This window comes from Labilibaculum euxinicum, from assembly GCF_009795715.1.
GTDB classification, from domain to species: domain Bacteria; phylum Bacteroidota; class Bacteroidia; order Bacteroidales; family Marinifilaceae; genus Labilibaculum; species Labilibaculum euxinus.
On record NZ_WTCR01000010.1, the window covers coordinates 71,841 to 97,969 of the forward strand.

Sequence of the window (26,129 nt, forward strand, 5' to 3'; positions counted from 1 at the left end):
AAAAAACAATATTCTAATATAAGCTGAAAAAATGGCCATTCCTTTCATAAGAAATGGCCATTTTAAAATCAAAAAAATACTATAATCTAAATATTAAAAAGTACACCAACAGCCAGGTTAACATTCTCATAAGCTGTGTTGTATTTAAAATCACCAAAAAACTGAACATCACCACCCGTTCTAGCTCCGATACCTAAATTCAAACCAACTTTTGAATCGGAACCTGAAAAAGTTCCGAACTCGCCAAAATTTACCGACGCATCGATATAAGAATAATTTAAACCTCCTATGGCATATACTTTTAAAGTCTCTTCCTTTACAAAATTATAATGTGCATCCACATCCAACACATATTCAGTAAGATCTATACCAGAGGGAGAACTTGGGAAGAAATAAGTAAATCCTGGAGCAATTGAAAATGATTCATTCAACTCATACAATCCTTTAACTCCAATACCAAATGCCGCAGCCTCACTTCCGTCATCATCAATAGAAAGTTTAGTTCCAAGAACCAAATTTCCGCCCAATTTCATCTGTGCACTTGCTTCAAGGCCTGCAAAAATCATAACGGCAACAGCAATTAGAAATAAAATTTTCTTTTCCATAATTTTAGTTTTAGGTTTAAAATTACTTACTCCGAATATCGAAGACAATATGAAATTTAATTGTTTCACAATAAACAAACAAATTTAAATCAACACCTATTACCTGTATACTAAACCTATATCTACACAAACGAAACAAGCTCATATTCAAACCCATTTCTTTTCCGCGATCATATTCAGACTAACCGGAACACAGCACAGAAGTGCAAAAAAAGTGATCTGAGGTATCTTTGATGTTGATGCCAAAACAATTCTGATTTCCTTTTGCAAAGCTGAATCTTAAAATATTCATCGAAGTGTTATTTCTTTTTTCTGAAAACAACATTACACCTTCTTTTCAAATTGTTCCTTCCTCTTTGTTTATTACCTTTACACTTCAATTAATAATTTACAAAAATGATCACATCAGACCAGCTAAAAAGTTTAGCGGAGCGCACGGAAGCGTTAAGGAGGTATCTTTGACGTTGATGCCAAAATAATTCAGATACAGGAAGAAGAATTGAGAACTCAGGCTCCCGGATTTTGGGACAATGCAAAAGAGGCTGAAATTCAAATGCGAAAAGTAAGAGGGCTTAAATCCTGGGTAGATTCTTACAATGAAGCAAAAGAAGCAATTGACGACCTTCAGATATTATTCGATTTCGCCAAGGAAGATGAAGCATCACCGGAGGAGGTAGACGAGCAATTTGCAGCTGCACAAAGCTTAATTGAAGCTCTTGAGTTAAGAAATATGCTCCGAAAAGAAGAAGATAAACTGGGAGCCATTCTAAAAATAAATTCGGGCGCCGGTGGAACTGAAAGTTGTGATTGGTGCGAAATGCTCTACCGAATGTATTTACGGTACGGCGAAGCTCATGGCTATAAGGTAAGTTCATTGGAATATCAGGAAGGTGACGAAGCCGGAATTAAATCGGCAACTCTCGAATTTGAAGGTGATTTTGCTTACGGATTTTTAAAATCCGAAAATGGCGTGCACCGCTTGGTTCGTCTTTCTCCATTTAATGCAGCCAACAAACGAATGACTACTTTTGCATCGGTCTATGTTTATCCTGCCATTGACGATACCATCGAAATTGAAATCAATCCTGCTGATATCAGTTGGGATACTTTCCGTTCGGGTGGTGCCGGCGGACAAAATGTAAATAAAGTGGAAACAGGTGTTCGGTTACGACATGCTCCAACCGGAATCATCATTGAAAATACCGAAACCCGCTCCCAATTTGGGAACCGCGAAAATGCACTTCGATTGCTGAAATCGCAGCTATACGAATTGGAACTAAGAAAACGTCAGGAGGAAACGGACAAAATTGAAGGTTCGAAAAAGAAAATTGAATGGGGTTCACAAATTCGTTCCTATGTAATGCAACCTTACAAACTGGTTAAGGATGTAAGAACAGGCCACGAAACTTCCAATGTTCAAGCCGTTTTAGATGGCGGTTTGGATGGATTCATCAAAGCATTCCTAATGGAATTCAGCGAGGAAGATAAAAAATAAAAGATATCCTGTAGTAGGGATCTTGCATGCAAGATCCCTACTCTTTTTTATTTTTTGGTTTAAACATCCCTCCTATCAGCACACCAAAAAGTAAACCATAAGGCACCATTGTGTACCAATTGGCCTGAATGGGGCAAGTACCTGAAACACAACCAACATATTTCCAGTAAAGGAATCCACCCAGCAGACCAAGCAGCCCTCCTATAATTTCAAATTTTCTATTTTTAATTAGCTTTTTCACCATCTCAAACATATGTATCTATTTATATAATTTAAACTTAGTAAAGAATATTCCATAATGAAATCATTTATCACTTTTTTATTGGCATTTTTTTTATGCTCACAAGCAAATCTCTTTGCACAGAAAAACAGACTGAACAAAGAGAGAGAAAAGGAAGGCAGATGGGAAGAATATTTCAAGGATGGAAAACTAGCTGGAACTGGGGCATATAAAAATGGAAAAAAAGTAGGGAAGTGGGAAGAATACACGAATAGGAATATTAGCTTTCGGATAATAAGGTATAAAAATGGAAAAAAACAGGGAAAAGAAATTTGGTACAGAAACCAGAAATTCTTTAAAACCCGTTTAAAACTTAAAAAAGTTGGTAAAATAGCAGGTAAAATAAGATTTAAAAATGGAAAGGAAGAGGGGAGATATAGAGCTTACCATTATAATGGAAAATTATCAACCACAGGAGTATATGAAAACGGAGAAAAACAAGGAGAATGGATCTCGTATTGGGCAAACAGAAATTTAAAGAAAAAGTGTACTTATAAAAATGATGTGAGAGAAGGTGAATGGATTTTCTACTTCGAAAATGGAGATTTAGAAGAAAAAGGGAATTATAAAAATGGTGTGAGAGAAGGTGAATGGACTACCTACAATAAAGATGGAAGTGTGGACCAAAAAGCAATCTTTAAAAATGGCCGTACAAAAGATAAATATCCTGTATTGGATTGATTTTATTGCATAAAAAAGGAAACATCAACAAACACTTTTTAAGAAAAAAAATGAAAACATATATCACTTTTTTATTGGCATTTTTTTTATTCTCACAAGCAAATCTCTTTGCTCAGAAAAACAGGCTTAATAAAGAGGGAGAAAAGGAAGGCAGATGGGAAGAATATTTCAAAGATGGAAAGCTAGCTGCCACTGGAGCATATAAAAATGGAAAAAAAAAGGAAAGTGGACAGAATACACGAATTGGGATAGAAGCTTCTGCAAGCTAAAGTATAAAGACGGAAAAAAACAAGGAGAGCAAATTTGGTACAGGAACCGGGAATTGTATAAAACCCGTTTAAAACTTAAAAAAGTCGGTAAAAGAGCAAGTAAAGTAAGATTTGAAAATGGAAGGAAAGAGGGGAAATGGAAAGATTATTTTATAAGCGGAAAGTTATGGGGCAAAGGGAAGTATAAAAACGGAAAAAAAGAAGGACAAGAGAGCTGGTATTGGGAGAATGGAAACACAAATAGAAAGGGAACATATAAGGATGGCAAACAAGAAGGTGAATGGCACTGGTACTCCAAAAACGGAAAGCTAGAGGAAAAGGGGACTTACAAAAATGGTGTGAGAGAAGGAGAATGGACTACCTATAATGAAGATGGAAGTGTGAATCAAAAAGCCATGTTTAAAAATGGTCGTACAAAAGATGAATATCCTATAGAGGTCATTAATACAGATAACACAAACCCCTAAAATGTAAAATGGGAGAGTGTTCACGAAATAGTTTGATGTTTTTTTAGTAGAATGGCCTTCCCTTGCTGCAGAAAAGTGCATCCGGTTTGTCAAACGGACATTTCCAGTACAAGAAAAGCCCGTACTGTTGATCGAAGGGGGTTTTCTACAATTGGAAAATAACATTTGAATGGTCGTACGCTGTTTTTTACCAAATGAAAAGCTCACCGGATGAGTGGAACGGCATTTTACTGCACCCGAAAAGCCTTCTTTTTAGTCGAACGGCATTTCCCGGATTCTGGAAGTACGAACCGATCAGACGAGTATAATTTTTCAGACTACGAAAAGGGGGTTTGTGTGCCCTTACAAATAATCTGACAACAGGAAGTAAGCCGGTTTCAAATTTTCAGTCATCTAAAGCCAGGGATTGCAATAAATAGGTGAATATCTTCAAATCTGTCTTTCCATTATCTGTAAAGCCGTATATTTGTATCACTTATTAAATAGTAAATCAGAAATAAAAATGTTGAAAATCTATCACAATCCGCGTTGTTCCAAAAGTAGAGCAGGTTTAAAATATTTACAAGACAAAGGCTTGGAACCTGAAATTCGTTTGTATCTAAAAGATGAGTTTACCGAAGCCGAACTTGCTGATGTATTGATGAGAATGGCTAAACAACCTTGGGAAATTATCCGCACTCACGAAAAATTATACAAAACCGATTTTAAAGGGAAAAATTTTAATGCCGATGAGTGGATCAAAATCTTAATTGAATATCCAAACCTGATTCAACGCCCTATTGTTGTAAAAGACCACAAAGCAATATTCGCTGTGCCTGCTGAAAATGTAGAAGAGATTTTGTAGTTGCTTTCTTATGATTTCTGATTCATTAGTCAAATTTAGATCATGAAATACCGGATAGAGTCCGACACAATGGGAGAAGTTAAAGTTCCTGCCGACAAATACTGGGGAGCGCAAACGCAGCGTTCTCTTGAGAATTTTCAGATAGGCCCCATAGCTTCTATGCCTATTGAGCTGATCAGAGCCTATGCTTATCTGAAAAAAGCGGCAGCCTTTACAAATCACCAGTTGGGAGTGTTAAATGCTGATAAGAAGGAAATTATTTCAAGAGTATGTGATGAAATCTGCAGGGGCGAACTCGATGAACATTTTCCTTTGGTTATTTGGCAAACCGGATCCGGCACACAAACCAACATGAATGTGAACGAAGTAATTTCCAATAGGGCTCAGGTACTTATGGACTTACAAATAGGAACAGAAAGTGCATTCGTTCACCCCAATGATGATGTCAACAAATCACAATCATCCAATGATACATTTCCAACGGCAATGAATATTGCCGGTCTTAAAAAACTTCAGGAGCACACCATTCCTTCCATTGAAAATCTTAGAAATGCTTTGGCCCGCCATTCCCATGCAATGAAAGATGTTGTGAAAATAGGAAGAACTCACTTAATGGATGCAACGCCATTAAGTCTTGGACAAGAGTTTTCCGGATATGTTTCACAATTAGATCATGCAGCAAAGGCAATCCGAAACAGTCTGGAGCATTTAAGCGAAATTGCTCTTGGAGGTTCTGCGGTGGGCACAGGCATCAATACCCCGCACATGTATGCTGAAGTAGTGGCTGATTATATTTCTGAATTTACCAATTTACCTTTTACATCAGCAAAAAATAAATTTGAGGCCATAGCCTCTCACGATGCAATTGTTGAATCGCATGGTGCATTAAAACAAGCTGCTGTTTCGCTGCTGAAAATTGCCAACGATATTCGCTTGATGGCATCAGGACCGCGTTCGGGAATTGGTGAACTCATTCTCCCTGCCAACGAACCCGGATCTTCAATCATGCCGGGAAAAGTAAATCCCACACAGGTGGAAGCACTAAGCATGGTTTGTGCACAGGTAATGGGTAACGATACAACAATTACCATTGCTGGATCAAGCGGTCATTTCGAGCTAAATGTTTTTAAACCGGTAATCATTTACAACTTTTTACAATCGGCTCAATTGCTGGGCGATGCCTGTAATTCCTTTGCCAAAAACTGCGTGGAAGGAATTCTCCCCAACAAGGAACGAATCAGACAACATTTAGACAATTCGCTAATGTTGGTAACCGCTCTAAACACTCATATAGGATATAAAAAATCAGCCGAAATTGCTAAAAAAGCCTATTCTGAAAACAAAAGTCTGCGCCAGGCTGCTCTTGAACTTGGCTATGTAAGCAATGAGGAATTTGACAAGTGGGTGGATCCAAACAAAATGATTCACCCTGATAAAGAATAATTAACAAAAGAAATTTTTCACCCCATGCTAATTTCAACAATCACTAATAAGATGAAGTTTTTAGGAAAAATATATTTGATCGTAGTATCCCTGATATCCAGTGCCTGCGATCCTTTTCAAACCGAAATCGGAACCGAAGTATCCTTATACGAAAGCTTGGAAAAACAAGAATTCGCCTTTCCGGATACCTTAAAAGTAATGACCTGGAACATTAAATTTGGTGGTGGAAGAATCGATTTCTTTTTCGATTGTCATGGCGACCGGGTCATCATGGAAAAGTCAGAAGTGCTGGATAACATGAACGTGCTTTCTGAAAAAATCCGTGAAGTAAACCCCGATATCCTGTTTATTCAGGAAGCCGATGTGAATGCAAAACGAAGTGCTTTTGTTGATCAGGTTCAATATCTGCTTGACAATACCGATTTTAATTATGCCGCTTACGCCTCACAATGGAAAGCCAAGTACATCCCCAGCGACGGCATCGGAAAAATGGATTCGGGCAATGCCATTTTATCCAAATGGAAATTTACCAACGCAAAACGAACTCCTCTGCCTCTTATTCAATCACAAAATTTCATTGTTCGTTATTTTTATCTCAAACGAAATATTCTGGAAATAAATCTGGAACACAAGGGTGAAGAAATTAAACTTTTAACAACTCATCTGTCGGCCTATGCTAAAGATGACACCAAGAAAATACAATTGAAAGTTTTGAAGACTTACGTCGATTCTATTAACCTGAAAGGACAAACATTCATTTTAGGCGGCGATTTTAACTCTCTTCCTCCGTTTAGTAAGCAAACCAGCAATTTCGACGATTCTGCATGCACCGACGGCGATTTTGAAGCGGATAATTACAGCTCCGAAACAGAATGGATGATGCCTTTTTACGAAAGTTATAAAGCGGCAATTCCTTTGGAAGAATTTAAACAGAACAATTCGAAACATTTTTCGCACACGACAGATAAAAACGGGTACTGGAACCGAAAGGTAGATTACTTGTTTACCAATGGTCACTTTGTTCAAAATAGCGGAAATACACATCAACAATGGATGCAAGTATCTGATCATGCCCCTATTGTTGTGAATTATAAATTATGAGTCAGAAATTATTAATGGGTAAGTCATAAGATCTTAACTCATTATTTACTTCCAGCTTTTTCCATTTTTACTTGACCGGAAATCCTATTTTATTAATAATTCCTAATTCGAACGTGTTTTAAAAGTATGATTAAGAACATTTTTAAAACCTTCCTTAAATGATAAAAAGGCCTTATTTTTAGGCTCTAATTTTTAAACAGTTACAGTTATGGCAGATAATAAACTTTTTAGTGACTTTGCTCCTCAATCTACACAAGAGTGGATTGACAAAATCACTAAAGATCTTAAAGGTGCTGACTTTGATAGAAAGTTGGTTTGGAGAACTAATGAAGGATTCAATGTGCAGCCTTTCTACAGACTGGAGAACATGGAAGACAAAGCCTTCATGAATACCTATCCTGGAGATTTTCCTTATGTTCGTGGTAATAAAAAAGACAATAACGACTGGTTGGTTCGTCAGGATATTATTGTAGAAGATGTAAAAGCAGCTAACGAAAAAGCTCTTGATGTTCTGAACAAAGGTATCGACTCAATTGGATTCGTATTGAATTGGAAAGACCTAAGCAAAGATGAATTAGCAACTTTGTTGGATGGTATTTTTCTGGATTGTGTTGAAATCAACTTCGAAAAATCTCACGGTTCTGTTGAATTAATTAAAAACCTACAGGCAATTGCAACTGAAAAAGGTATCGCTCTTGATAAATTAAATGGCGGGGTTTCTATCGATATTCTTTCAGGATTCAGTACTGTTGGTAACTTCTGTCAGTCAGAAGAAAGTTCTTTTAATTATTTAAAAGAAGCTATCGAAGCAGCAAAAGCTCTTCCTAACTATAAAGTTGTTGCAGTAGGCGGAAGCCTTTTCAACAACTCAGGATCTTCAATTGTTGAAGAATTAGGTTTCTCTTTAGCTGCTGGTGCTGAATATCTAGGCAAAATGATTGATGCAGGTCTTTCAGTTGATGAGGTAGCTCCAAAAATCCGTTTCAACTTTGCAACCAGCTCTAAATATTTTATGGAGATTGCCAAATTGAGAGCCGGACGTATGGTATGGGCAAACATCGTGAAAGCATTTGGTGCTTCAAACGAAGAAGTTTGCAAAATGAATGTTCATGGTGAAACTTCAGAATGGAACAAAACTGTTTACGATCCTTATGTGAACATGCTGCGTACTCAAACAGAATCAATGTCGGCTGTTTTGGGTGGTCTTGATTCATTTACAGTAAAACCTTTCGATTCTGCATTTGCTGAATCTTCTGTTTTCTCTGAGAGAATTGCCCGCAACCAACAATTATTATTAAAAGAAGAATCGCACCTGGCTAAGATTGCTGATCCGGCTGCAGGTTCATACTATATTGAATCATTAACTGAATCAATTGCTGACGAAGCCTGGAAACTATTCCTGACTGTTGAAGACAAAGGTGGATACCTGGAAGCCTTCAAAGCAGGATTCGTTCAATCTACGATCAAAGCAACTGCACAGAAACGTGATTTCCAAATCGCTACACGCCAGGAGAATTTCTTAGGAACCAACCAATTCCCAAATTTTGGAGAAGTATTGGACGCTCTTCCTGAAGCTGTTCTTGCTCCTGCAGATAAAACTGCAGCGAATGCTGTTTGCGAAACTCTTAAACCATATCGTGGTGCTCAGGCTTTCGAAACTCTTCGTAACAAAACAGATATTTACAGCAAAACAAATGGTCGTCCTAAAGTGATGATGTTCCCTATCGGAAACTTAAACATGCGTAAAGCCCGTGCTCAGTTTGCTTGTAACTTCTTTGCTTGTGCCGGATTTGATGTTGAAGATCACAACGGTTTTAAATCAGTAGAAGAAGGTGTAAAATTCGTAACAGAAAAAGGCGCGAAGATTGTTGTTGTTTGCAGCTCTGATGATGAGTATGCAACTATCGTTCCTGAAGTTTACGAAGCTCTTAAAGGAAAAGCTGTTACCGTTGTTGCAGGTGCTCCGGCATGTGCTGATGAACTAAAAGCTAAGGGTGTTGAGAACTTTATTAACGTGAAGTCGAACGTTCTTGAAACTTTGAAACAATACCAAGCCAAGTTAGGAATTAAATAGATTTGAGATATGAGACGTGAGATCTTAGATCTCACAAAATATTAAAAATCAATATTAGATTACTAAAAATTGATTCAGGATTCTAAATCTAAGGTGTAAATCATCTCATATATAAAATCTTGTATCTAAAATCTAAAAAGAAATGAAGCCAAATTTTAAAGATATAAATATCAAGTCATCTTCAAGATCAACTGCTACTTCTCAGGAGTGGGAAAAAGAAAACGGCATTGAAAAATCGTGGATGACACCAGAACAAATTCCTGTTAAAACAGCTTTTAACAAGGAAGATTTAGAAGGTATGGAGCACCTTAACTATGTTTCAGGTTTACCTCCATTCCTACGTGGACCTTATTCAGCGATGTATCCTTTGCGTCCATGGACAGTTCGTCAGTACGCAGGTTTCTCTACTGCTGAAGAATCAAATGCATTCTACCGTCGTAACCTTGCTGCTGGTCAGAAAGGTCTTTCTGTAGCATTCGATTTAGCTACTCACCGTGGTTATGATTCAGATCATCCACGTGTGATTGGTGATGTGGGTAAAGCAGGGGTTGCTATCGACTCTATTTTGGATATGGAGATCCTTTTCGATCAAATTCCATTGGATCAGATGTCAGTATCTATGACAATGAACGGAGCAGTACTTCCAGTATTGGCTTTTTACATTGTTGCAGGTTTAGAGCAAGGTGCTAAACTGGAAGAACTTTCAGGTACTATCCAAAACGATATCCTAAAAGAATTCATGGTGCGTAACACATACATTTACCCACCAGATTTCTCAATGAAAATTATTGCTGATATTTTCGAATTTACCTCGAATTTCATGCCTAAGTTCAACTCCATTTCTATCTCTGGATACCACATGCAGGAAGCAGGTGCTACCGCTGATATCGAGTTGGCTTATACTCTTGCTGATGGTTTGGAGTACTTGAAAAAAGGTGTTGCTGCAGGTATGGATGTTGATACATTCGCTCCTCGCTTGTCTTTCTTCTGGGCGATCGGAATGAATCACTTCATGGAGATTGCTAAAATGAGAGCTGGTCGTTTACTATGGTCTAAGATTGTAAAACAATTCAATCCTAAGAATCCTAAGTCGATGGCATTGCGTACTCACTCGCAAACTTCAGGTTGGTCGTTAACCGAACAAGATCCATTCAACAATGTTGGACGTACTTGTATCGAAGCAATGGCTGCTGCATTAGGTCACACTCAATCTCTTCATACCAATGCATTGGATGAGGCAATCGCATTGCCAACAGATTTCTCTGCACGTATTGCCCGTAATACTCAGATCTTTATTCAGGATGAAACTACAATCTGTAAAGCTGTTGATCCTTGGGCTGGTTCTTACTACGTTGAGTCATTAACTCAAGAGTTAGTAAATAAGGCTTGGTCTCACATCGAAGAAGTTGAGAAATTAGGTGGAATGGCGAAAGCGATCGAATCCGGTATTCCAAAACTTCGTATCGAAGAAGCTGCTGCACGTACTCAAGCTAAAATTGATGCGAACACTCAAACTATTGTAGGTACCAACAAATATCGTTTGGAGAAAGAAGATCCATTGGATATTTTGGAAGTAGATAACACTGCTGTACGTATTGCTCAAATTGAACGTTTGGCTAAGCTTCGTGCTAACCGTGACGATAAAGCTGTTCAAGCTGCTCTTGAAGCCATCACCGCTTGTGCAAACGGAGGTGAAGGTAACTTATTGGATCTTGCTGTTAAAGCGGCACAATTACGTGCTTCTCTTGGTGAGATTTCAGATGCATGTGAAAAAGTTTGTGGTAGGTATAAAGCTGTAATTAGAACCGTGTCAGGAGTATATTCATCAGAATCAGGACAAGATGCTGATTTCGCTATAGCGAAAGAAAAAGCAAATCAATTTGCAGAAATGACAGGACGCCGTCCTCGTATCATGATTGCAAAAATGGGACAAGATGGTCATGACCGTGGTGGTAAAGTTGTTGCTACCGGTTTTGCAGATATAGGATTCGACGTTGATATGGGACCTTTGTTCCAGACTCCGGAAGAATCTGCGAAGCAAGCTGTAGAAAATGATGTACACATCGTTGGTGTTTCTTCATTAGCTGCTGGTCACAAAACTTTAGTTCCTGCAGTTATCGCGGAATTGAAAAAATTGGGCCGCGAAGATATCATGGTTACTGCAGGTGGTGTTATTCCAGCTCAGGATTACGATTTCTTATACGAAGCTGGTGTGGTTGGTGTATTTGGTCCTGGTACCAAAGTATCAAAATGTGCTATCCAAATGTTGGATATCCTAATTGAGCAATACAAAGACTAGTTCTTTTATTATCATTATATTTAAAGACAGGAATCATATTCCTGTCTTTTTTTGTGCTAAATTTTAGCTTAAATTAAAACTTCAAACTTTATGAAAAGACCAGCCATTCTTCTTTTTCTCTCATTAATAATTTTGAATATTTCTGCACAAAACCAAACCAAAGAAGATTCCCGAATCAAGATGAAGATTCTTTTCGGACAACTGACTTTAGATGCATTTAACATGGATATTTGTTCCCCTTGGTACACTCCGGAGCACGATTCTTATCTGCCGGACACAACGATTCTAAAAGAGCTTCGGGAACAAAATCTAACGGATATTTCAATTCACCTGATTATCGGTTCATGGTGTCACGACAGTCATAGAGAAGTGCCTCGTTTCATCAAAATACTGGAAGAAATAAATTTTCCGTTCGATCAATTAAATATGAATGCTTTAGACTCCGGCAAATCTTCACCGGATTTTGATGCAAAAGCCAATAAGGTTACCAATGTTCCAACGGCTATCATCTACCGAAATAGCAAGGAAATTGGTAGGATTATCGAAAGTCCGAAAAAATCTTTGGAAAAAGATCTTTTACTAATAATCTCAAAAAATTAGTACCTTTATGCTTTAGACTAATCAACTCAATCATGGAACAAGAGCGCACAAATGCAGGACAAACGCTAGGAATAATTGGATTAATACTTGGTATTATAACTTTCATGATAGGATTTATTCCCTGTGTAGGAATTATTGCAATTGTACCTGGAATTATTGCGATCGTCTTAAGTGCAGTCGGACTAAGTCAGGCAAACAAAGATAATGGTGCTCGTGGAATTAATATTGCGGCTTTAATCGTTTCTATTATCGGGGTTTTAGTTGCATCGCTTTGGCTGATATTTGTTGTTGGTATTGCTAACCTAAGCGAAGATCAAATAGAAGGTTTTGTAGAAGACGCAATCGAAGAAGTGATTGACGAGTCTACTCAAAATGCTGACTTACAAGATGCCCTGCAAGAGCTGGAAGAACAACTTGATGAAGTTTGTGTGGATTCAATTCATATTAAAACAGACAGCATCAACATCGAAATAAAAATTGATAATGAGTAATTCTCAATATTCGGCTAAACAGAATTACAAAATAATTAACCTCTCTTTAGCCGGAATTATTCTTTGCATTTTTATTTATTCTGCTCTGTTTTCTCCTAAAGAATGCAATCATCCCATACCTTCTTTTTACACCCAAATTACAAACGAAATAAGTCCGTCTACCGGTCTGTCACGAAGCTTCTCTGCAATTGTGCGAGGTGATCTTCCACTGGCTAAGACATTCAACCCTTACGGCTTACATATTTTTCTTTTTTTTGCCTTTCAGTTTATTTTTAGAGTCTTATCATTTTCTTTGATTAACGATAAATTTCAGTTGATAAAACCTACTATTTTAATGGATATCACACTGTCCCTAATAGGCTTTTATCTGGCCTTCAGACCATTAATCCTTTTCACTTTAAAACTTTTTCAAAAGTCCATCGTAAACTACGGGTGAGTTAATCTTTATTAAACAAATCCTTACACTATGTCAGCACTACTTGTGATTGTATTCCTCGCACTTCTGACCAGTATTATGGTTTTACATATCCACAATGAACTCAATCTTTCCAAAAGGATTAATCGAGCCGGATATTTTGTGCAGGAATTAATGGATCAACATGGCATTAAGCATCTTGATCTGGAAAAGAAATTTGAAACTTCGACTCTTACCACACAGCTTCGTGTACTGGAGTATTATTTGCACTCACTCAATTCATCCTACAAGGATTTTGGAACCAAAAAAACGATCTTTCAAAGGATAATAACTATCGAGCAGACTTTGGCAAATTACGGATACCAAAGCGAATTCAGTGTTATATAATATCAGTAAGCGAAAAACATTTGTCAACTTTTACACCTTTTGGAGTTTGCACCAAACTGCAGCACTCGTTTATTATATCGTGCTGAAAAAATAAGATATAATTATTCTCCACTGCCTCCTTCAGAAAAACCTCCTTCTCATGCAAAGATGCCTTTGGATTTAAATCGTAGCTGGCCAACCATTTTACAGGAACATTAGCCGTTGTAGGAATAAAATCTCCAGCAAATACAATGGTAAAGTTTTCATTTTTAATAATAGAAACCATCAGACCTGGGGTATGACCATTAACCAACCTCACTTCGAAATTAGGAAACAACTCTCCTTCTTTCTCTACAAACTTCAATTTTCCAGCCTCCTTTATTGGAACAATATTTTCCTGAAAATAGGCATCTGCTTCACGAATATTTGGATTTCTGAGATTGTCCCATTGCAATTTACTCACCCAATGTGTGGCATTCGGAAAAACCAGTTCGAAACCATCTCCCTTTTCATTATGCTTTACGGCACCACCACAATGATCGAAATGCAAATGAGTAAAAACCACATCTGTAATATCTGTTGGCTGAAAACCAATATTCGCAAGAGAAGACAATAAATCAGCCTCTCCATTCAAATGATGATGTTTAAAAAATTCAGCACTTTGCTTATCTCCGGTACCATTATCGATTAGTATTTTTCGCTCCCCGTCAACAACAAGCATGCTTCTCATTGCGCAATTGCACAAATTATCTTCATCGCTTGGGTATTTTCGACTCCAAAGAAGTTTTGGAACCACACTGAACATAGCACCTCCATCGCACTTAAAATTGCCTGTTTCTATATTATATATTTCCATTATTTTTAAGTAAATATGTTATCTTTAATCTTGAATCGCACTGTAAATACAGCTTTACAGACCTATTCATTCAATACAGATCAAAAATACAATTTTTAAAAACGAATACCAATGAGAGTACATTTTATAGCAATTGGCGGCAGCGCCATGCACAATCTCGCAATAGCATTGCATTTAAAAGGTTTTACTGTTTCAGGTTCTGATGACGAAATTTTTAACCCCTCAAAATCACGTTTGGAAAAACACAATATACTGCCAAAAGAATGGGGCTGGTTTCCTGAAAAAATAAATACTGATCTCGACGCTATTATTCTTGGAATGCACGCCCGTATTGATAATCCGGAACTTTTAAAAGCTCAGGAATTAGGCTTAAAAATCTTCTCTTATCCTGAATACATTTACGAACAAACAAAAGACAAAACCAGAATTGTAATTGGTGGCAGCCATGGAAAAACAACTACAACATCAATGGTTATGCATGTTCTTAAAGAAAATGATATTGATTTTGATTATATGGTAGGTGCCCAAATTGAAGGTTTCGAAACCATGGTTAAGTTGACCAAAGAAGCTAAAATCGCAATCTTCGAAGGTGATGAATATTTGTCTTCTCCAATTGACCGAAGACCAAAATTTCATCTGTACCATCCGCATATCGCATTAATTACCGGTGTAGCCTGGGATCACATCAATGTTTTTCCAACTTTTGAAAACTATGTTGAGCAGTTCGAGACATTCACAAATCTTATTCAGCCCAATGGGAGTCTAATCTATTTTGAAGAGGACGAGCACATTCAAAAAATTCTCACTAAAAGAAGAGATGATGTAAACTACATTCCATACAATACGCATCCATTCAGACTGGAAAACAACCAAACCATTTTAACTACAGATGATAACGAATTTGCTCTTGAAATATTTGGGGAGCATAATTTACAAAACCTTATGGGTGCTTATCATATCTGTAAAAGTATTGGAATAAAAGACCTTGATTTTTACCAATCGATTCAAAATTTTTCCGGAGCCGCCCGTCGCCTGCAAAAGTTGGCTGAAAGCGATAACTGCAGTGTGTTTCAGGATTTTGCTCATTCTCCTTCTAAATTAAAGGCAACAACCGAAGCTGTAAAAAAGCAATATCAGAATAGAAAATTGATTGCCTGTATGGAACTTCATACTTTCAGCAGCCTGAAGAAAGAATTTCTACCTCATTATAAAAATACAATGAGTATGGCTGATCAGGCTTTTGTGTATTTTGATCCGAAAACAATTGAACACAAAAAACTGGAACCAATAACCAGCAAACAGGTAGAAGAAGCGTTTGGAGGAACTAATCTTAAAGTATATATTAATTCCGATCAACTAATCTCAGATTTACTTTCAATAGATTTTAAGAATACAAATGTTTTATTGATGAGTTCGGGAAACTTTACAGGTGTAAACCTCCCTCATCTTGCCGAAAACATTATAGTAAATACAAAATAAGCTAAAGTGCACTATTTCAAATCTCTTTATGTTGCCGAAAGATAAATTAATACTATTTTTACGGTATGATGAACCCCAAAGTCAGGACTGTTATGCTTTGTAAGCTTAAATATTTTTTTTTAATTCTTCTGATTTTCCCAACAACTGCTGTGTTGGGCGAAACTCAGGTTCAAATTCAGAAGGCCGAAGAGTTATTAAAAAGTACTGAAGGTGGTAAAAGAATTGGTTTACTTAAAGAACTATCGCGTTTATATATTGATATAGATCCTGACAAAAGTATCGACTACGCAAAAGAAGTTGTCATTCTCAACTCTGCAGATCCTGCTGAAAAATCAGCTTCATTATACGATCTGGGAAATTTATATCGTCGGGTTAACAATCTTAGACTGGCGCTCGATTGCCACAAACAGGCTCTGGAAATCCGAAAAACGATTAATGACCTGAAAGGAACTGCCAGTTCGTTGAATAACATAGGAGAAATATATAAAATACTCAATAAATACGACGAAGCCCTGATTCATCTTAACCGGTCGCTTGAAATAAGGGAGAAAAATGGAACTCAAAAAGAAGTTGCTTACACCTTAAATAATATCGGAAGTGTTTTTTGGCTAAAAAAGGATTACGCCAACTCCTTAGAATTTTATCTTAAATCTCTGGAAATAAGATCTGATTTAGGAGACAAATCGGACATCTCATCCTCTCTCAACAATCTCGGGAATGTGTATAAGAATCTTAATAAACCAAACAAAGCACTCGATTATTACACCAAAGCTCTTGAAATTAGAGAAGAAATAGGCGACAAAACCCTTATTGCATTTTCGCTAAATGATATTGGAGGAATATATTGGAGATTAAGCAATTTCAATGAATCTTTGGCCTACTACAACAGATCTCTTGAAATAAGAAAAGAAATAGGAAATAAAATATTTATTGCCGCTACTCTCAAAAATATAGGAACGGTATACAAGGATCTAAATGAACTGGATTTTTCTTTAAAGAACTACAATGAAGCCTTAAAAATTTACGATGAGATTAATGATCAAAAGGAACAGGCAAATGTCTTTTCGTTAATTGGGAATCTATACGAAAGCTATAATAATTTCGATAAGAGTCTGGAATATCATAAAATATCACTTAGTCTTCACCGCAGAATAGGAAATAACAAAGGAATAGCATATTCCTCGAACAGCATTGGAGAAATATTAATGAAATATTACCAAAGCGAGGAAGCCAAAGACTATTTGCTTTCAGCATTTGATCATGCTAATTTGTGCAAAGACAGAAGCCTGCAAAAAATTGCATCGGAGAATTTGTTCGAGTATTTCTCGAACCAAGGAGATTATAAGAAAGCATTGGAATACTTCCGTGAATACTCGAGTACCCAATACGACAGTATTATAGATCAGATTGATAAAGATAAAATATCTGAATTTGAGGCTAATTATCAGATTTCGAAAAATAAAGATGAAATCAAGAGCTTAAAAGCTTACAATCGTCAGCAAACCATCGTAATCTATCTTTTTATAGCCTTAATAATACTTGCAGGAATAATAGGTTATGTCGCAAACAAGAACATCAAAATTAGAAAGGAAGCTACGCAAGCCTTAACAGAAAAGAATGATGAACTGGAAGAAATGAACTCCAGATTAAAAGAGACTGAAGTGACACTTAAAGATTTGAATCTTACTAAGGACAAAATATTCAATATTATTTCTAACGATTTACGAACCCCTTTTATTGATATGAAGCTTATGAGTTCAAAACTTCTTGATAGTTTTGATCAGGCTAAAATTGAAGAACAAAAGCATTTATCGAAAAATATCAGAGACTTGTCTTTCCAAACTTATGATCTTGTTGAAAATATTTTACTGTGGTCAGCCTCTCAGTCCGGAAAAACAAAATTTTCACCTCGCCTTTTTAATGTGAAAGAACTTTTAGATTATAGTTTAACAAAGCTTTCAGAACAACTTGTTGAGAAAAATGTTAAGATTATTTTTAATTTAGACAGTACCTCCAAAGCATACGCAGACACAGCAGCTATCTGCGAAGTATTTAAAAATCTGCTCTCCAATGCAATAAAATTCTCCTATCGTGAAGGGAAAATTACGATTTCGGCCCGGGAAAAGAAATACTGGGTAGAATTGGATATTTCTGATGAAGGAGTTGGAATGAGTAAAACCAATCTTCACAAAATATTCCGTTTGGATAATAATTACCTTGCATTAGGAACTGCCCAGGAAAAAGGTGCTGGAATTGGCTTGTTGCTTTGTAAAGAATACGTTGAGAAAAATGGCGGAAAGATATGGGCAGATAGTGAAGAAGGAAAAGGAAGTAGTTTTTACATTACCATTCCTAAATCAGATAAATTAATGGGCTCCGTTCCTAAAATAGAAGATCAATAAGCGAAGTACAACTCCACCAATACAAACCTGTATTTCTTAAATCCCTATGGTCTAATTTGTAATTTACCGACCGAACTTCAATTAATTAAATGTTGATTTATTTTTTAAGAACGAACAAAATGCAAAACGAGACCTCATGTGAAGCCTCGTTTATTTTGATCAGAATATCTGAACTATATTAGTATTTTTTAGCAACAAAATGGTAGTGACTACCAAATCTTTCGAAAGCTGCCTGATCCAATTCTTCTCTAAAATTAGGATGTGCAACAGAAATAATAGCTTTAGCTCTTTGTTGTAATGTTTTTCCAAACAAATTAACTGCTCCATGCTCAGTTACAAACCATCTCATGTTGTTACGGGTAGTTACAACACCAGATCCCTGAAGTAGAGTTGGAGTGATTTTTGAAACTCCTTTTCCAGTAACAGAAGGCATTGCAATAATTGGCACACCACCTTCTGAAGCAGAAGCACCACGTGTAAAGTCAATCTGTCCGCCAACACCAGAGTAGTGTCTTGTTCCAATTGAATCGGCACAAACCTGACCTGTAATATCAATAGATAATGCAGAATTAATTGCACATACTTTAGGATTTTGCTTGATGATACCAACACCATTAGTATAAGCAACATCCATCATTAAAACTCCGGGATTATCATCAACAAAATCGTAAAGCTCCTTTGTTCCCATTAAGAAACCAGCAACAATCTTACCCTTATCTAATTTCTTGTTCATTCCGTTAACAACACCGCTGTAAACCAAAGGAAGAAGACCGTCAGCAAACATTTCAGTGTGCACACCAAGATTCTTGTGATTGCCTAATTGAGCTAAAACCGCATTTGGAATACCACCAATACCCATCTGAAGACAAGCTCCATCAGGAATTAAACCTGCAACATTTTTACCAATCTGAATATCCATATCACATAATGGTGCATTATGGTGCTCTATTAGCGGAGTATTATCCTCACAAAACACATCAAAATACCTCAAAGGCATCAAGGCATCACCGAATGCACGAGGCACATTAGGATTGATTACCGCAACAACAGTATCTGCTGTTTCAACAGCTGCTTTTGTAGCATCAACAGAGGTACCCAATGATACATATCCATGCTTATCCGGCACACTTACCTGAACCACGGCTACGTTCACTTTCAAAATTCCTTCACGAATCAACTGCTGCGTTTCGCTCAAAAACACAGGAATATAATCGGCATAACCTGCCTGTGTTTGCTTCCGTACGTTGGCACCAACAAACAATGACTCCAAATTAAAGATACCTTCAAATTCTGCGTCTGCATAAGGAGCCGGACCTTCTGTATGGAGGTGCTGTATTGCCACATCGTAAATTTCGCCATTACGACCCCTTTCACACATTGCATTTATAAACTTCTGCGGAGCCAAAGCCACGGAATGTAAATGTACTCTATCCCCAGATTTAATCACCTTCGCTGCTTCCTCAAAAGAAACTATTTTGATCTCTTTGTGCATCTTTTAATCGATTTTATGATGTTTTTTAATAATTCCTAAATCGCCGACTAAAGTAGTATATTTTTTGAGTCCAATTTCTGCTATTCAGCATTAATGCTACAAAACATATCTGCATTATCGGTTCATAACTAAGCTTTTGCGATTCAATTTCCAGAAATAATTGAGAATAAAATCAGTACCACTTAAATGGAATTTAAAAATGTATCTTGGAACAGGTGACAAATTCTTACAGGAGTAGTTAAAACGCAGAATCACATAAAAAATGAAGCCGGAAATAAATTTCCGGCTGCAAAACCCAAACATCTAATAAAACTTAAATAACAAAAACTATCAAACTATTATTTTTGTAACCCTATTATTTCGCAAAGTATGCTACTTTAGCTCTTTATAACTTTCTGCCGAAATAAAAAATAATTGTTGTTTTATATTAGTACTACCAAATGTAGTGTACTTTTCATCATCTATCAAATCAATAATGCTTATAATCCGATAGATAATCTTTATATTTGAGCTTAAATCCAAATTCAATAAACATGATTACAATTACCCAGTTGGAATATATCGTTGCAGTTGATACATACCGTCATTTTGCCACTGCTGCTGATAAGTGCTTTATTACACAGCCTACGCTTAGTATGCAAATTAAAAAATTAGAAGAATTTCTGGATATTAATATATTTGATCGCAGCAAACAGCCAATTATCCCAACGGATGTTGGTAAATCTATAATAGAACAAGCCAGGATAATCTTAGGAGACACAAAAAAAATCAACGACATTATACATGATCATAAAAATACAATTGTAGGAAGTCTTAAAATAGGTATCATTCCAACCCTTGCTCCATTCCTCCTACCCATGTTTATTGGAGACTATATCCGAAATTACCCTGCTCTTAAAGTGGAAGTGGAAGAAATGGTATCTGAAGATATAATAATGAGTTTAAAAAAAGACAAAATAGATGTCGGCATATTTGTGACACCAGCCAAGGAAGATAAAATAAATGAAAAGCCACTATTTTACGAAGAGATGATGATTTATGCACACAAAGATCATGAGCTTCTTAAAAAATCAGTTATTGAGGTAAAAGATATTGCCACTCCGGAAATATGGATGCTTGGTGATGGTCACTGTTTTCGAAATCAGGTCATCAATCTTTGTGAAATGCACGATTTGCAACATCAGGAATTGCCTTTCGAGTTTGAGAGTAATTCTTTAGAAACTTTAATGAAAATTGTGGATAAAGAAGGTGGTTTTACGTTGATTCCCGAATTAGCCACTCAATATTTACCCAAAGACAAGTTAAATCAAGTTAAGAGATTCACAAATCTACACCCTTTACGAGAAGTTAGTTTGGTGTATTCCCGTCATTACTCAAAGAATAAATTACTCGATCTTTTGGCCGTAAGTATCCAAAACATCATCCCTAAAGACCTTTTAAATAGTACAAGAGGAACAATTGTTGAATGGCGCTGATTACTCTTTATTCTAAGAAAGAAGCAGTTAGGAATTTTAGATAAAAAAAGTCTTGTTTTTTTTCAAATAAAGTATTGCCAATTCAAAGAATTATCTCTTTCTTTGCATCGCTAAAGAAAAAAATAGTGATCACGATTGCTCCTTTTAGTTCTTCAGCTTTTAAAAAGAAAAAACACAAAAATGTATTTGCAAAATTAAATTTTTGATTTACCTTTGCATCTCTTTAAAATAAATGGTCCGTTCGTCTAGGGGTTAGGACGCCAGGTTTTCATCCTGGTAACAGGGGTTCGATTCCCCTACGGACTACGAAAAGTTTGTAGCAAGTTATTTTTTAACTTACCTTTGCTACGCAAAAATAAAGATAATGGTCCGTTCGTCTAGGGGTTAGGACGCCAGGTTTTCATCCTGGTAACAGGGGTTCGATTCCCCTACGGACTACCAAGATAAATAAATTTAGATAACTTTAAGAGATGGCAAATCATCAATCTGCAATTAAAAGAATAAGACAGTCTGAAGCAAAACGAGTACACAACAAGTTTTACGCTAAGACTACTAGAAATGCTGTAAGAAAGTTACGTGCTACTACTGATAAAGAAGCTGCTAACGAATTATTACCAACGGTTACTGCAATGTTAGATAAACTTGCAAAAATCAATGTAATTCATAAAAACAAAGCGGCTAACTTAAAATCTAAATTAGCTTTACACGTTAACAAACTGTAGGTAAGAAATTACTACTCTATAATAGAGGGTTCTCACTGAGAACCCTTTTTGTCATGCAATAAATTTTCATTTGATTATTTCGCATATTTTCATAACTTTAATTAAGTTATAACATATCGCGAAATGGACGAATATAAGAAATTAAGCATTAAGGACTGGGCTATTGAAGATCGCCCCAGAGAAAAATTAATGTATAAAGGCGTTAAAAGTTTATCTTCTGCCGAGCTTCTGGCAATTATTATTGGAAGTGGTAACCGAAAGCAATCTGCGGTTGAATTATCCAAATCAATTCTATCTGATTGTGACAATGATCTTAATCTGCTCGCAAAAAAAAACATTCATGATTTAGTGAAAATCCCAGGTATTGGGGAAGCAAAAGCTATAAGTATCATCTCAGCTTTAGAATTAGGCCGAAGACAAAAAGCTTTTCCCTCCAAACAAAAACAAAAAATAACCTGCAGTCAGGATGCTTTTGAACTCATATCTCCCTATGTTGAAGATTTAGGCCATGAGGAGTTTTGGGTCATTTTTCTTAATCAAGCAAATAAAATAGTCGAAATTAAAAACGTTTCATCAGGAGGTATCACCGGAACTGTTTTTGATGTAAGATTAGTATTTAAAGATGCCCTGCTTTTAGGTGCAACCAACTTAATTCTTTGCCACAATCATCCGTCAGGCAATCTTCAACCTTCCAATGCAGACAAGGATGTAACCTCAAAAGCCAGTGAGGCAGGTAAACTAATGAATATTTCGGTATTGGATCATTTAATAATTGCAGACAATCAATTCTTTAGCTTTGCAGATGAAGGACTAATTTAGAATGAATTAGTCTTATCAATTTTTTAAGGAATTCCTTGTTTAATATTTTTGAAATATGGCTATATTTGCGCTCAGCTAAATTTTAAATAAATAATCATGGTGGTCAATACTTTAGGAGAAAAAAACTCTCTTTTTAATCAATTCATAGCTGAAATCAGAGATATAAATATTCAAAAAGATCCTCTTCGCTTTAGAAGAAATCTGGAAAGAGTGGGCGAGATTTTTGCGTACGAAATCAGTAAGGAATTGGATTTCACTGAAAGCTCAATACAAACTCCTCTTGGAGAATCACTTACAAGCCTTCCATCCTGCGAAGTTGTAGTAGCTTCCATTCTTAGGGCAGGCTTACCTTTACACACTGGTCTTTTAAATTACTTCGACAGATCGGAAAATGCCTTTATTTCTGCTTACAGAAAATATTCTGATGATGGCGAGTTCAAAATCAATTTTGAATACATTTCATCTCCATCGATAGATGGCAAAGTTGTTATTCTTGCCGATCCGATGCTGGCTACAGGTTCTTCAATGGAATTAGCGTATAAAGCAATGCTAACAAAAGGAACACCTAAACACGTTCACATTGTTGCGGTTATTGGTAGTGAAGAAGGTGTTGAGTTTATAAAAAGTAAACTTTCTAATGAAAATATCACTATTTGGATGGGTGCTGTTGATAAAGATTTAAATTCGAAATCATATATTGTTCCGGGATGCGGCGATGCAGGCGATCTTGCATTTGGTGCTAAACTGGGATAAATAAAATATTTATCAGAAGAGGGTTGTTTTTTGAAACAACCCTTTTTTTAGTGCTTGAATTTTTTCACTTCCATTTTATCCGGACAGACCGCGTGCAATTCTCTTATGCTTTTCATTTCGATCGGATGAATTAATTCGGGTGCAACATCTAGCATTGGAATCAGTGCAAATAATCGTTCCTGAACTCTGGGATGCGGAACAACCAAACGGTCGGTAGAAATAATCTGATCCCCGTAAAAAAGAATATCAATATCGATTGTTCTTTCACTGTACTGATCTTTCTTACGAACCCGTCCTAAATCTTTCTCAATTTGCTGGGTTACATCCAATATTTCTTTCGCCTCAAGCTCGGTTTCAATTACGACAACCTGATTTAAAAAATTCAATTCATGTTCAAAACCCCATGGTTCAGTTTCGTAAATAGAAGAACAATCCACCAACTCCCCTATTTCCAATTTCATTTTTGAAATTGCTTCAGAAAGGATTCTTTCTCGGTCATCTAAGTTACCTCCCAATAAAAAATATACTCTCTCCATGTAAAATTCTCTTTTTATCGGTAAAAGAAACAAAGAAAACCCCGATATCAAAATGTATATCGAAAATAAGGCATTACACCAAGCCCATCTCAACTAAATTAAATATATTTGTTTGTGTCTAAATTTACCATAATTTACAATTATTAGTTATTAATTGATTATCAACAAAACATATATAGTATGAAGAGTTTTTTCAAATTTACTTTCGCCTCAATTCTTGGAGTTATTATAGGAGGTTTTATATTACTATTTCTCGGAATAATGATCATTGCTGCAATTGCATCAAGTAGTGATAAACCCGTCGACATAAAAGACAAAAGTATTCTGGAAATAAAATTAAATAAACAATTAGTAGATCGAGGTTCAGACAACCCAATGTCTAACTTCAATTTTTTCACCATGAGTGCTGATGCCAACATCGGACTAAACACCGTTCTTGAAAATATTGAGAAAGCCAAAACAGATGAAAAAATAAAAGGAATTTACCTTAATGTAACTGATATCCCTGCCAATTTTGGAGGCATGGCATCTATCGAAGAAATCAGAAATAAATTAAAGGAATTTAAAACAACAGGTAAGTTCATAGTTAGCTATAATAATTTTGGTCATTCCCAGAAAGCATATTATCTAACTTCTATTGCTGATAGTGTTTTCCTTAACCCTGAAGCTGGTTTATTTCTATTAGGTATGGGAGGTGAAAGAACCTTTTACAGGAAATTTCTTGAGAAAATCGGCGTTGAAGCTCAAGTAATTAGAGTTGGGAAATACAAATCGGCAACCGAACAATATTTCCGAGACGATATGAGTGATGAAAGTCGAGAACAAACCATGGCTTATGTTGGAGCTATGTGGAATCAACTTCTTGAAGGAATATCGGAAGAGAGAAATATTACTGTTGAAAAACTGAATCAACTGATTGATGAAGTAGCCGTTAGAAAAGCTGCCGATGCTGAAAAATATGGCTTAATCGACGGAGTTATCTACGAAGATGAAATGGAGGATAAGCTAAGAAAACTATCTGATATTAAAGAAAATAAAAAACTAAGATTGGTTAGCACTTCTGATTATGCAAATGCGCCAGATGCAAACTATAAATTTTCGAAAAATAAAATCGCTGTTATTTATGCCAGTGGTGCAATAGGTTTAAAACAAAACGAAAGCTCAATTGGACCCGGATTAGCTAAAACCATTCGTGAGGCTCGTCTTGATTCTACAATTAAAGCAATTGTATTAAGAGTTAACTCTCCGGGAGGATATGCAAATGTATCTGATTTTATATGGAGAGAAGTTAAATTAGCTTCGGATGCAAAACCTGTAATTGCATCAATGGGAAATGTTGCGGCTTCTGGTGGGTATTATATTGCATGTACTGCTGATACAATCGTTGCTGATAAAAATACGATTACCGGTTCGATTGGAATTTATGGTTTGTTCTTTTCGGGAGAAGAGCTAATAAAGGAGAAATTTGGCTTGACAACCGATTCTTACGGAACCAATGAACATGCTGCTTTTGGTGGCAGCTATCCATTGATGCTTCCTATTTCATCCAGAAAATTTACTCCAACAGAGAAAGAAATTGTTCAGAGTATCATTAATAACGGTTACGATATATTCGTAAGTAGAGTTGCTGAAGGACGTAACATGACTGTTGAACAGGTGCACGAAGTTGCTCAGGGCAGAGTTTGGAATGCAATGGATGCACAGAAAAATGGTTTGGTTGATGTTTTGGGAGGATTGGAAACAGCCATTCAAATAGCCAAAGAAAAAGCCGGAATCGAAGATTATCGAATCGTTTCTCTTCCAAAATTAAAAGATCCTTTCGAAGCAATCATAGAAGAATTAACTGGCAAGGCAAAAATCAAAATTCTTAAAAACGAATTGGGAAGCTTTTACAACACCTATGAAAAAACTCAAGACCTTATACAACTTGGTGGAATTCAAGCCCGTATTCCCTATGAAATTGACCTGCACTAGGAAAAATTAACTGTAAATAATTAAGATCCTCATGAATAACATGAGGATTTTTTTTTCTCATGAATCAATATATTTCTGAAAAACACATTATTTAATTATCAATTCAATTACTGATTCCTTATCTTAAGGATTTAGCAGAAATGACTTTTATTGGCTGAAGCAAGAAAATTATTATCATTTGAATTATTTCA

General features: G+C 36.2%; 25 protein-coding genes and 2 tRNA genes. 22 read left to right on the forward strand and 5 right to left on the reverse strand.

Annotated features, from left to right (window positions below):
- Positions 1-86: 86 nt before the first annotated feature.
- The gene (locus tag GQR60_RS13850) at positions 87-605 is read right to left on the reverse strand and encodes an outer membrane beta-barrel protein (RefSeq protein ID WP_124993509.1); all 519 of its coding nucleotides are present in this window, start codon (positions 603-605) and stop codon (positions 87-89) included.
- 396 nt (positions 606-1,001) lie between these two features.
- Here GQR60_RS13850 and prfB point away from each other — a divergent pair.
- A protein-coding gene (prfB, locus tag GQR60_RS13855) for a peptide chain release factor 2 (protein WP_124993510.1) occupies positions 1,002-2,100 on the forward strand; the annotation gives its coding sequence in 2 pieces (ribosomal slippage) (positions 1,002-1,064 and positions 1,066-2,100; 1,098 coding nt in all).
- A 37-nt stretch (positions 2,101-2,137) separates the two neighbouring features.
- Here the strand turns inward: prfB and GQR60_RS13860 are convergent.
- Entirely contained in the window at positions 2,138-2,344 is a 207-nt protein-coding gene (locus GQR60_RS13860; RefSeq protein WP_124993511.1) for a hypothetical protein, read from the reverse strand.
- Between the two features lie 54 nt (positions 2,345-2,398).
- Between GQR60_RS13860 and GQR60_RS13865 the strand changes: the two genes are divergently transcribed.
- From GQR60_RS13865 to GQR60_RS13920, 12 genes are all read left to right on the forward strand, one after another.
- Entirely contained in the window at positions 2,399-3,061 is a 663-nt protein-coding gene (locus tag GQR60_RS13865; protein WP_124993512.1) for a toxin-antitoxin system YwqK family antitoxin, read from the forward strand.
- A gap of 50 nt (positions 3,062-3,111) precedes the next feature.
- Complete coding sequence (locus tag GQR60_RS13870; protein WP_124993513.1) at positions 3,112-3,330, forward strand: hypothetical protein; 219 nt, start codon at positions 3,112-3,114, stop codon at positions 3,328-3,330.
- 53 nt (positions 3,331-3,383) lie between these two features.
- Positions 3,384-3,797, forward strand: a complete 414-nt coding sequence (locus GQR60_RS13875; protein ID WP_124993514.1) for a toxin-antitoxin system YwqK family antitoxin — start codon at positions 3,384-3,386, stop codon at positions 3,795-3,797.
- 502 nt (positions 3,798-4,299) lie between these two features.
- On the forward strand, positions 4,300-4,641 hold the full coding sequence (arsC, locus tag GQR60_RS13880; protein WP_101310007.1) for an arsenate reductase (glutaredoxin): 342 nt from the start codon (positions 4,300-4,302) through the stop codon (positions 4,639-4,641).
- Positions 4,642-4,683: 42 nt separating this feature from the next.
- The gene (gene fumC, locus GQR60_RS13885) at positions 4,684-6,084 is read left to right on the forward strand and encodes a class II fumarate hydratase (protein ID WP_124993515.1); all 1,401 of its coding nucleotides are present in this window, start codon (positions 4,684-4,686) and stop codon (positions 6,082-6,084) included.
- Between the two features lie 51 nt (positions 6,085-6,135).
- Entirely contained in the window at positions 6,136-7,185 is a 1,050-nt protein-coding gene (locus GQR60_RS13890; protein WP_160463487.1) for an endonuclease/exonuclease/phosphatase family protein, read from the forward strand.
- A 208-nt stretch (positions 7,186-7,393) separates the two neighbouring features.
- Positions 7,394-9,259, forward strand: coding sequence for a methylmalonyl-CoA mutase family protein (locus tag GQR60_RS13895; RefSeq protein ID WP_124993517.1), 1,866 nt, complete (start codon positions 7,394-7,396; stop codon positions 9,257-9,259).
- A 142-nt stretch (positions 9,260-9,401) separates the two neighbouring features.
- Positions 9,402-11,558 (forward strand): methylmalonyl-CoA mutase, encoded by a 2,157-nt coding sequence (gene scpA, locus GQR60_RS13900; RefSeq protein WP_124993518.1) that lies wholly within the window; start codon positions 9,402-9,404, stop codon positions 11,556-11,558.
- Between the two features lie 90 nt (positions 11,559-11,648).
- A complete protein-coding gene (locus tag GQR60_RS13905) occupies positions 11,649-12,158 on the forward strand; it encodes a thioredoxin family protein (RefSeq protein WP_124993519.1) in 510 nt (169 codons plus the stop codon).
- A 32-nt stretch (positions 12,159-12,190) separates the two neighbouring features.
- A complete protein-coding gene (locus GQR60_RS13910) occupies positions 12,191-12,649 on the forward strand; it encodes a hypothetical protein (RefSeq protein WP_124993520.1) in 459 nt (152 codons plus the stop codon).
- Positions 12,642-13,085: a hypothetical protein gene (locus GQR60_RS13915; RefSeq protein WP_124993521.1), complete on the forward strand. Its 444-nt coding sequence runs from the start codon at positions 12,642-12,644 to the stop codon at positions 13,083-13,085. Before GQR60_RS13910 ends, GQR60_RS13915 begins: the two co-directional genes overlap by 8 nt.
- Before the next feature lie 30 nt (positions 13,086-13,115).
- Positions 13,116-13,451, forward strand: a complete 336-nt coding sequence (locus GQR60_RS13920) for a hypothetical protein (protein ID WP_124993522.1) — start codon at positions 13,116-13,118, stop codon at positions 13,449-13,451.
- Here GQR60_RS13920 and GQR60_RS13925 read toward each other — a convergent pair.
- Positions 13,444-14,286, reverse strand: coding sequence for an MBL fold metallo-hydrolase (locus tag GQR60_RS13925; protein WP_124993523.1), 843 nt, complete (start codon positions 14,284-14,286; stop codon positions 13,444-13,446). The genes GQR60_RS13920 and GQR60_RS13925 overlap by 8 nt on opposite strands.
- Before the next feature lie 111 nt (positions 14,287-14,397).
- On the opposite strand from GQR60_RS13925, the gene GQR60_RS13930 reads away from it, so the two are divergent.
- Together GQR60_RS13930 and GQR60_RS13935 are read left to right on the forward strand one after the other, a co-directional pair.
- Positions 14,398-15,765, forward strand: coding sequence for a UDP-N-acetylmuramate--L-alanine ligase (locus GQR60_RS13930; RefSeq protein WP_124993524.1), 1,368 nt, complete (start codon positions 14,398-14,400; stop codon positions 15,763-15,765).
- A gap of 65 nt (positions 15,766-15,830) precedes the next feature.
- A complete protein-coding gene (locus GQR60_RS13935) occupies positions 15,831-18,167 on the forward strand; it encodes a tetratricopeptide repeat-containing sensor histidine kinase (protein WP_124993525.1) in 2,337 nt (778 codons plus the stop codon).
- A 178-nt stretch (positions 18,168-18,345) separates the two neighbouring features.
- On the opposite strand, the gene GQR60_RS13940 is transcribed toward GQR60_RS13935, so the two are convergent.
- Entirely contained in the window at positions 18,346-19,659 is a 1,314-nt protein-coding gene (locus tag GQR60_RS13940; RefSeq protein ID WP_124993526.1) for an acetyl-CoA hydrolase/transferase family protein, read from the reverse strand.
- Positions 19,660-20,192: 533 nt separating this feature from the next.
- Here GQR60_RS13940 and GQR60_RS13945 point away from each other — a divergent pair.
- The 6 genes from GQR60_RS13945 to upp all read left to right on the forward strand — a co-directional run bounded on the left by GQR60_RS13945 (position 20,193) and on the right by upp (position 23,428).
- Positions 20,193-21,134 (forward strand): hydrogen peroxide-inducible genes activator, encoded by a 942-nt coding sequence (locus GQR60_RS13945; RefSeq protein WP_124993527.1) that lies wholly within the window; start codon positions 20,193-20,195, stop codon positions 21,132-21,134.
- Between the two features lie 234 nt (positions 21,135-21,368).
- Positions 21,369-21,440, forward strand: a tRNA-Glu gene (locus tag GQR60_RS13950).
- Positions 21,441-21,500: 60 nt separating this feature from the next.
- Positions 21,501-21,575, forward strand: a tRNA-Glu gene (locus tag GQR60_RS13955).
- A gap of 29 nt (positions 21,576-21,604) precedes the next feature.
- Positions 21,605-21,856, forward strand: coding sequence for a 30S ribosomal protein S20 (gene rpsT / locus GQR60_RS13960; RefSeq protein ID WP_101309993.1), 252 nt, complete (start codon positions 21,605-21,607; stop codon positions 21,854-21,856).
- 123 nt (positions 21,857-21,979) lie between these two features.
- A complete protein-coding gene (gene radC / locus GQR60_RS13965) occupies positions 21,980-22,675 on the forward strand; it encodes a RadC family protein (protein ID WP_124993528.1) in 696 nt (231 codons plus the stop codon).
- A 96-nt stretch (positions 22,676-22,771) separates the two neighbouring features.
- A complete protein-coding gene (gene upp / locus GQR60_RS13970) occupies positions 22,772-23,428 on the forward strand; it encodes a uracil phosphoribosyltransferase (protein ID WP_124993529.1) in 657 nt (218 codons plus the stop codon).
- A 47-nt stretch (positions 23,429-23,475) separates the two neighbouring features.
- Here upp and folK read toward each other — a convergent pair whose 3' ends face one another.
- Positions 23,476-23,964: a 2-amino-4-hydroxy-6-hydroxymethyldihydropteridine diphosphokinase gene (folK, locus tag GQR60_RS13975; protein WP_124993530.1), complete on the reverse strand. Its 489-nt coding sequence runs from the start codon at positions 23,962-23,964 to the stop codon at positions 23,476-23,478.
- A gap of 180 nt (positions 23,965-24,144) precedes the next feature.
- On the opposite strand from folK, the gene sppA reads away from it, so the two are divergent.
- The gene (sppA, locus tag GQR60_RS13980) at positions 24,145-25,938 is read left to right on the forward strand and encodes a signal peptide peptidase SppA (RefSeq protein ID WP_124993531.1); all 1,794 of its coding nucleotides are present in this window, start codon (positions 24,145-24,147) and stop codon (positions 25,936-25,938) included.
- Positions 25,939-26,129: the final 191 nt, after the last annotated feature.

Excerpts from the sequence above, each read along its gene's own strand:
- GQR60_RS13850 (WP_124993509.1), bottom strand. The coding sequence starts at position 605 with ATGGAAAAGAAAATTTTATTTCTAATTGCTGTTGCCGTTATGATTTTT.
- GQR60_RS13860 (WP_124993511.1), bottom strand. The coding sequence starts at position 2,344 with ATGGTGAAAAAGCTAATTAAAAATAGAAAATTTGAAATTATAGGAGGG.
- GQR60_RS13865 (WP_124993512.1), top strand. The coding sequence starts at position 2,399 with ATGAAATCATTTATCACTTTTTTATTGGCATTTTTTTTATGCTCACAA.
- GQR60_RS13870 (WP_124993513.1), top strand. The coding sequence starts at position 3,112 with ATGAAAACATATATCACTTTTTTATTGGCATTTTTTTTATTCTCACAA.
- arsC (WP_101310007.1), top strand. The coding sequence starts at position 4,300 with ATGTTGAAAATCTATCACAATCCGCGTTGTTCCAAAAGTAGAGCAGGT.
- fumC (WP_124993515.1), top strand. The coding sequence starts at position 4,684 with ATGAAATACCGGATAGAGTCCGACACAATGGGAGAAGTTAAAGTTCCT.
- GQR60_RS13890 (WP_160463487.1), top strand. The coding sequence starts at position 6,136 with ATGAAGTTTTTAGGAAAAATATATTTGATCGTAGTATCCCTGATATCC.
- GQR60_RS13895 (WP_124993517.1), top strand. The coding sequence starts at position 7,394 with ATGGCAGATAATAAACTTTTTAGTGACTTTGCTCCTCAATCTACACAA.
- scpA (WP_124993518.1), top strand. The coding sequence starts at position 9,402 with ATGAAGCCAAATTTTAAAGATATAAATATCAAGTCATCTTCAAGATCA.
- GQR60_RS13905 (WP_124993519.1), top strand. The coding sequence starts at position 11,649 with ATGAAAAGACCAGCCATTCTTCTTTTTCTCTCATTAATAATTTTGAAT.
- GQR60_RS13910 (WP_124993520.1), top strand. The coding sequence starts at position 12,191 with ATGGAACAAGAGCGCACAAATGCAGGACAAACGCTAGGAATAATTGGA.
- GQR60_RS13915 (WP_124993521.1), top strand. The coding sequence starts at position 12,642 with ATGAGTAATTCTCAATATTCGGCTAAACAGAATTACAAAATAATTAAC.
- GQR60_RS13920 (WP_124993522.1), top strand. The coding sequence starts at position 13,116 with ATGTCAGCACTACTTGTGATTGTATTCCTCGCACTTCTGACCAGTATT.
- GQR60_RS13925 (WP_124993523.1), bottom strand. The coding sequence starts at position 14,286 with ATGGAAATATATAATATAGAAACAGGCAATTTTAAGTGCGATGGAGGT.
- GQR60_RS13930 (WP_124993524.1), top strand. The coding sequence starts at position 14,398 with ATGAGAGTACATTTTATAGCAATTGGCGGCAGCGCCATGCACAATCTC.
- GQR60_RS13935 (WP_124993525.1), top strand. The coding sequence starts at position 15,831 with ATGATGAACCCCAAAGTCAGGACTGTTATGCTTTGTAAGCTTAAATAT.
- GQR60_RS13940 (WP_124993526.1), bottom strand. The coding sequence starts at position 19,659 with ATGCACAAAGAGATCAAAATAGTTTCTTTTGAGGAAGCAGCGAAGGTG.
- GQR60_RS13945 (WP_124993527.1), top strand. The coding sequence starts at position 20,193 with ATGATTACAATTACCCAGTTGGAATATATCGTTGCAGTTGATACATAC.
- rpsT (WP_101309993.1), top strand. The coding sequence starts at position 21,605 with ATGGCAAATCATCAATCTGCAATTAAAAGAATAAGACAGTCTGAAGCA.
- radC (WP_124993528.1), top strand. The coding sequence starts at position 21,980 with ATGGACGAATATAAGAAATTAAGCATTAAGGACTGGGCTATTGAAGAT.
- upp (WP_124993529.1), top strand. The coding sequence starts at position 22,772 with ATGGTGGTCAATACTTTAGGAGAAAAAAACTCTCTTTTTAATCAATTC.
- folK (WP_124993530.1), bottom strand. The coding sequence starts at position 23,964 with ATGGAGAGAGTATATTTTTTATTGGGAGGTAACTTAGATGACCGAGAA.
- sppA (WP_124993531.1), top strand. The coding sequence starts at position 24,145 with ATGAAGAGTTTTTTCAAATTTACTTTCGCCTCAATTCTTGGAGTTATT.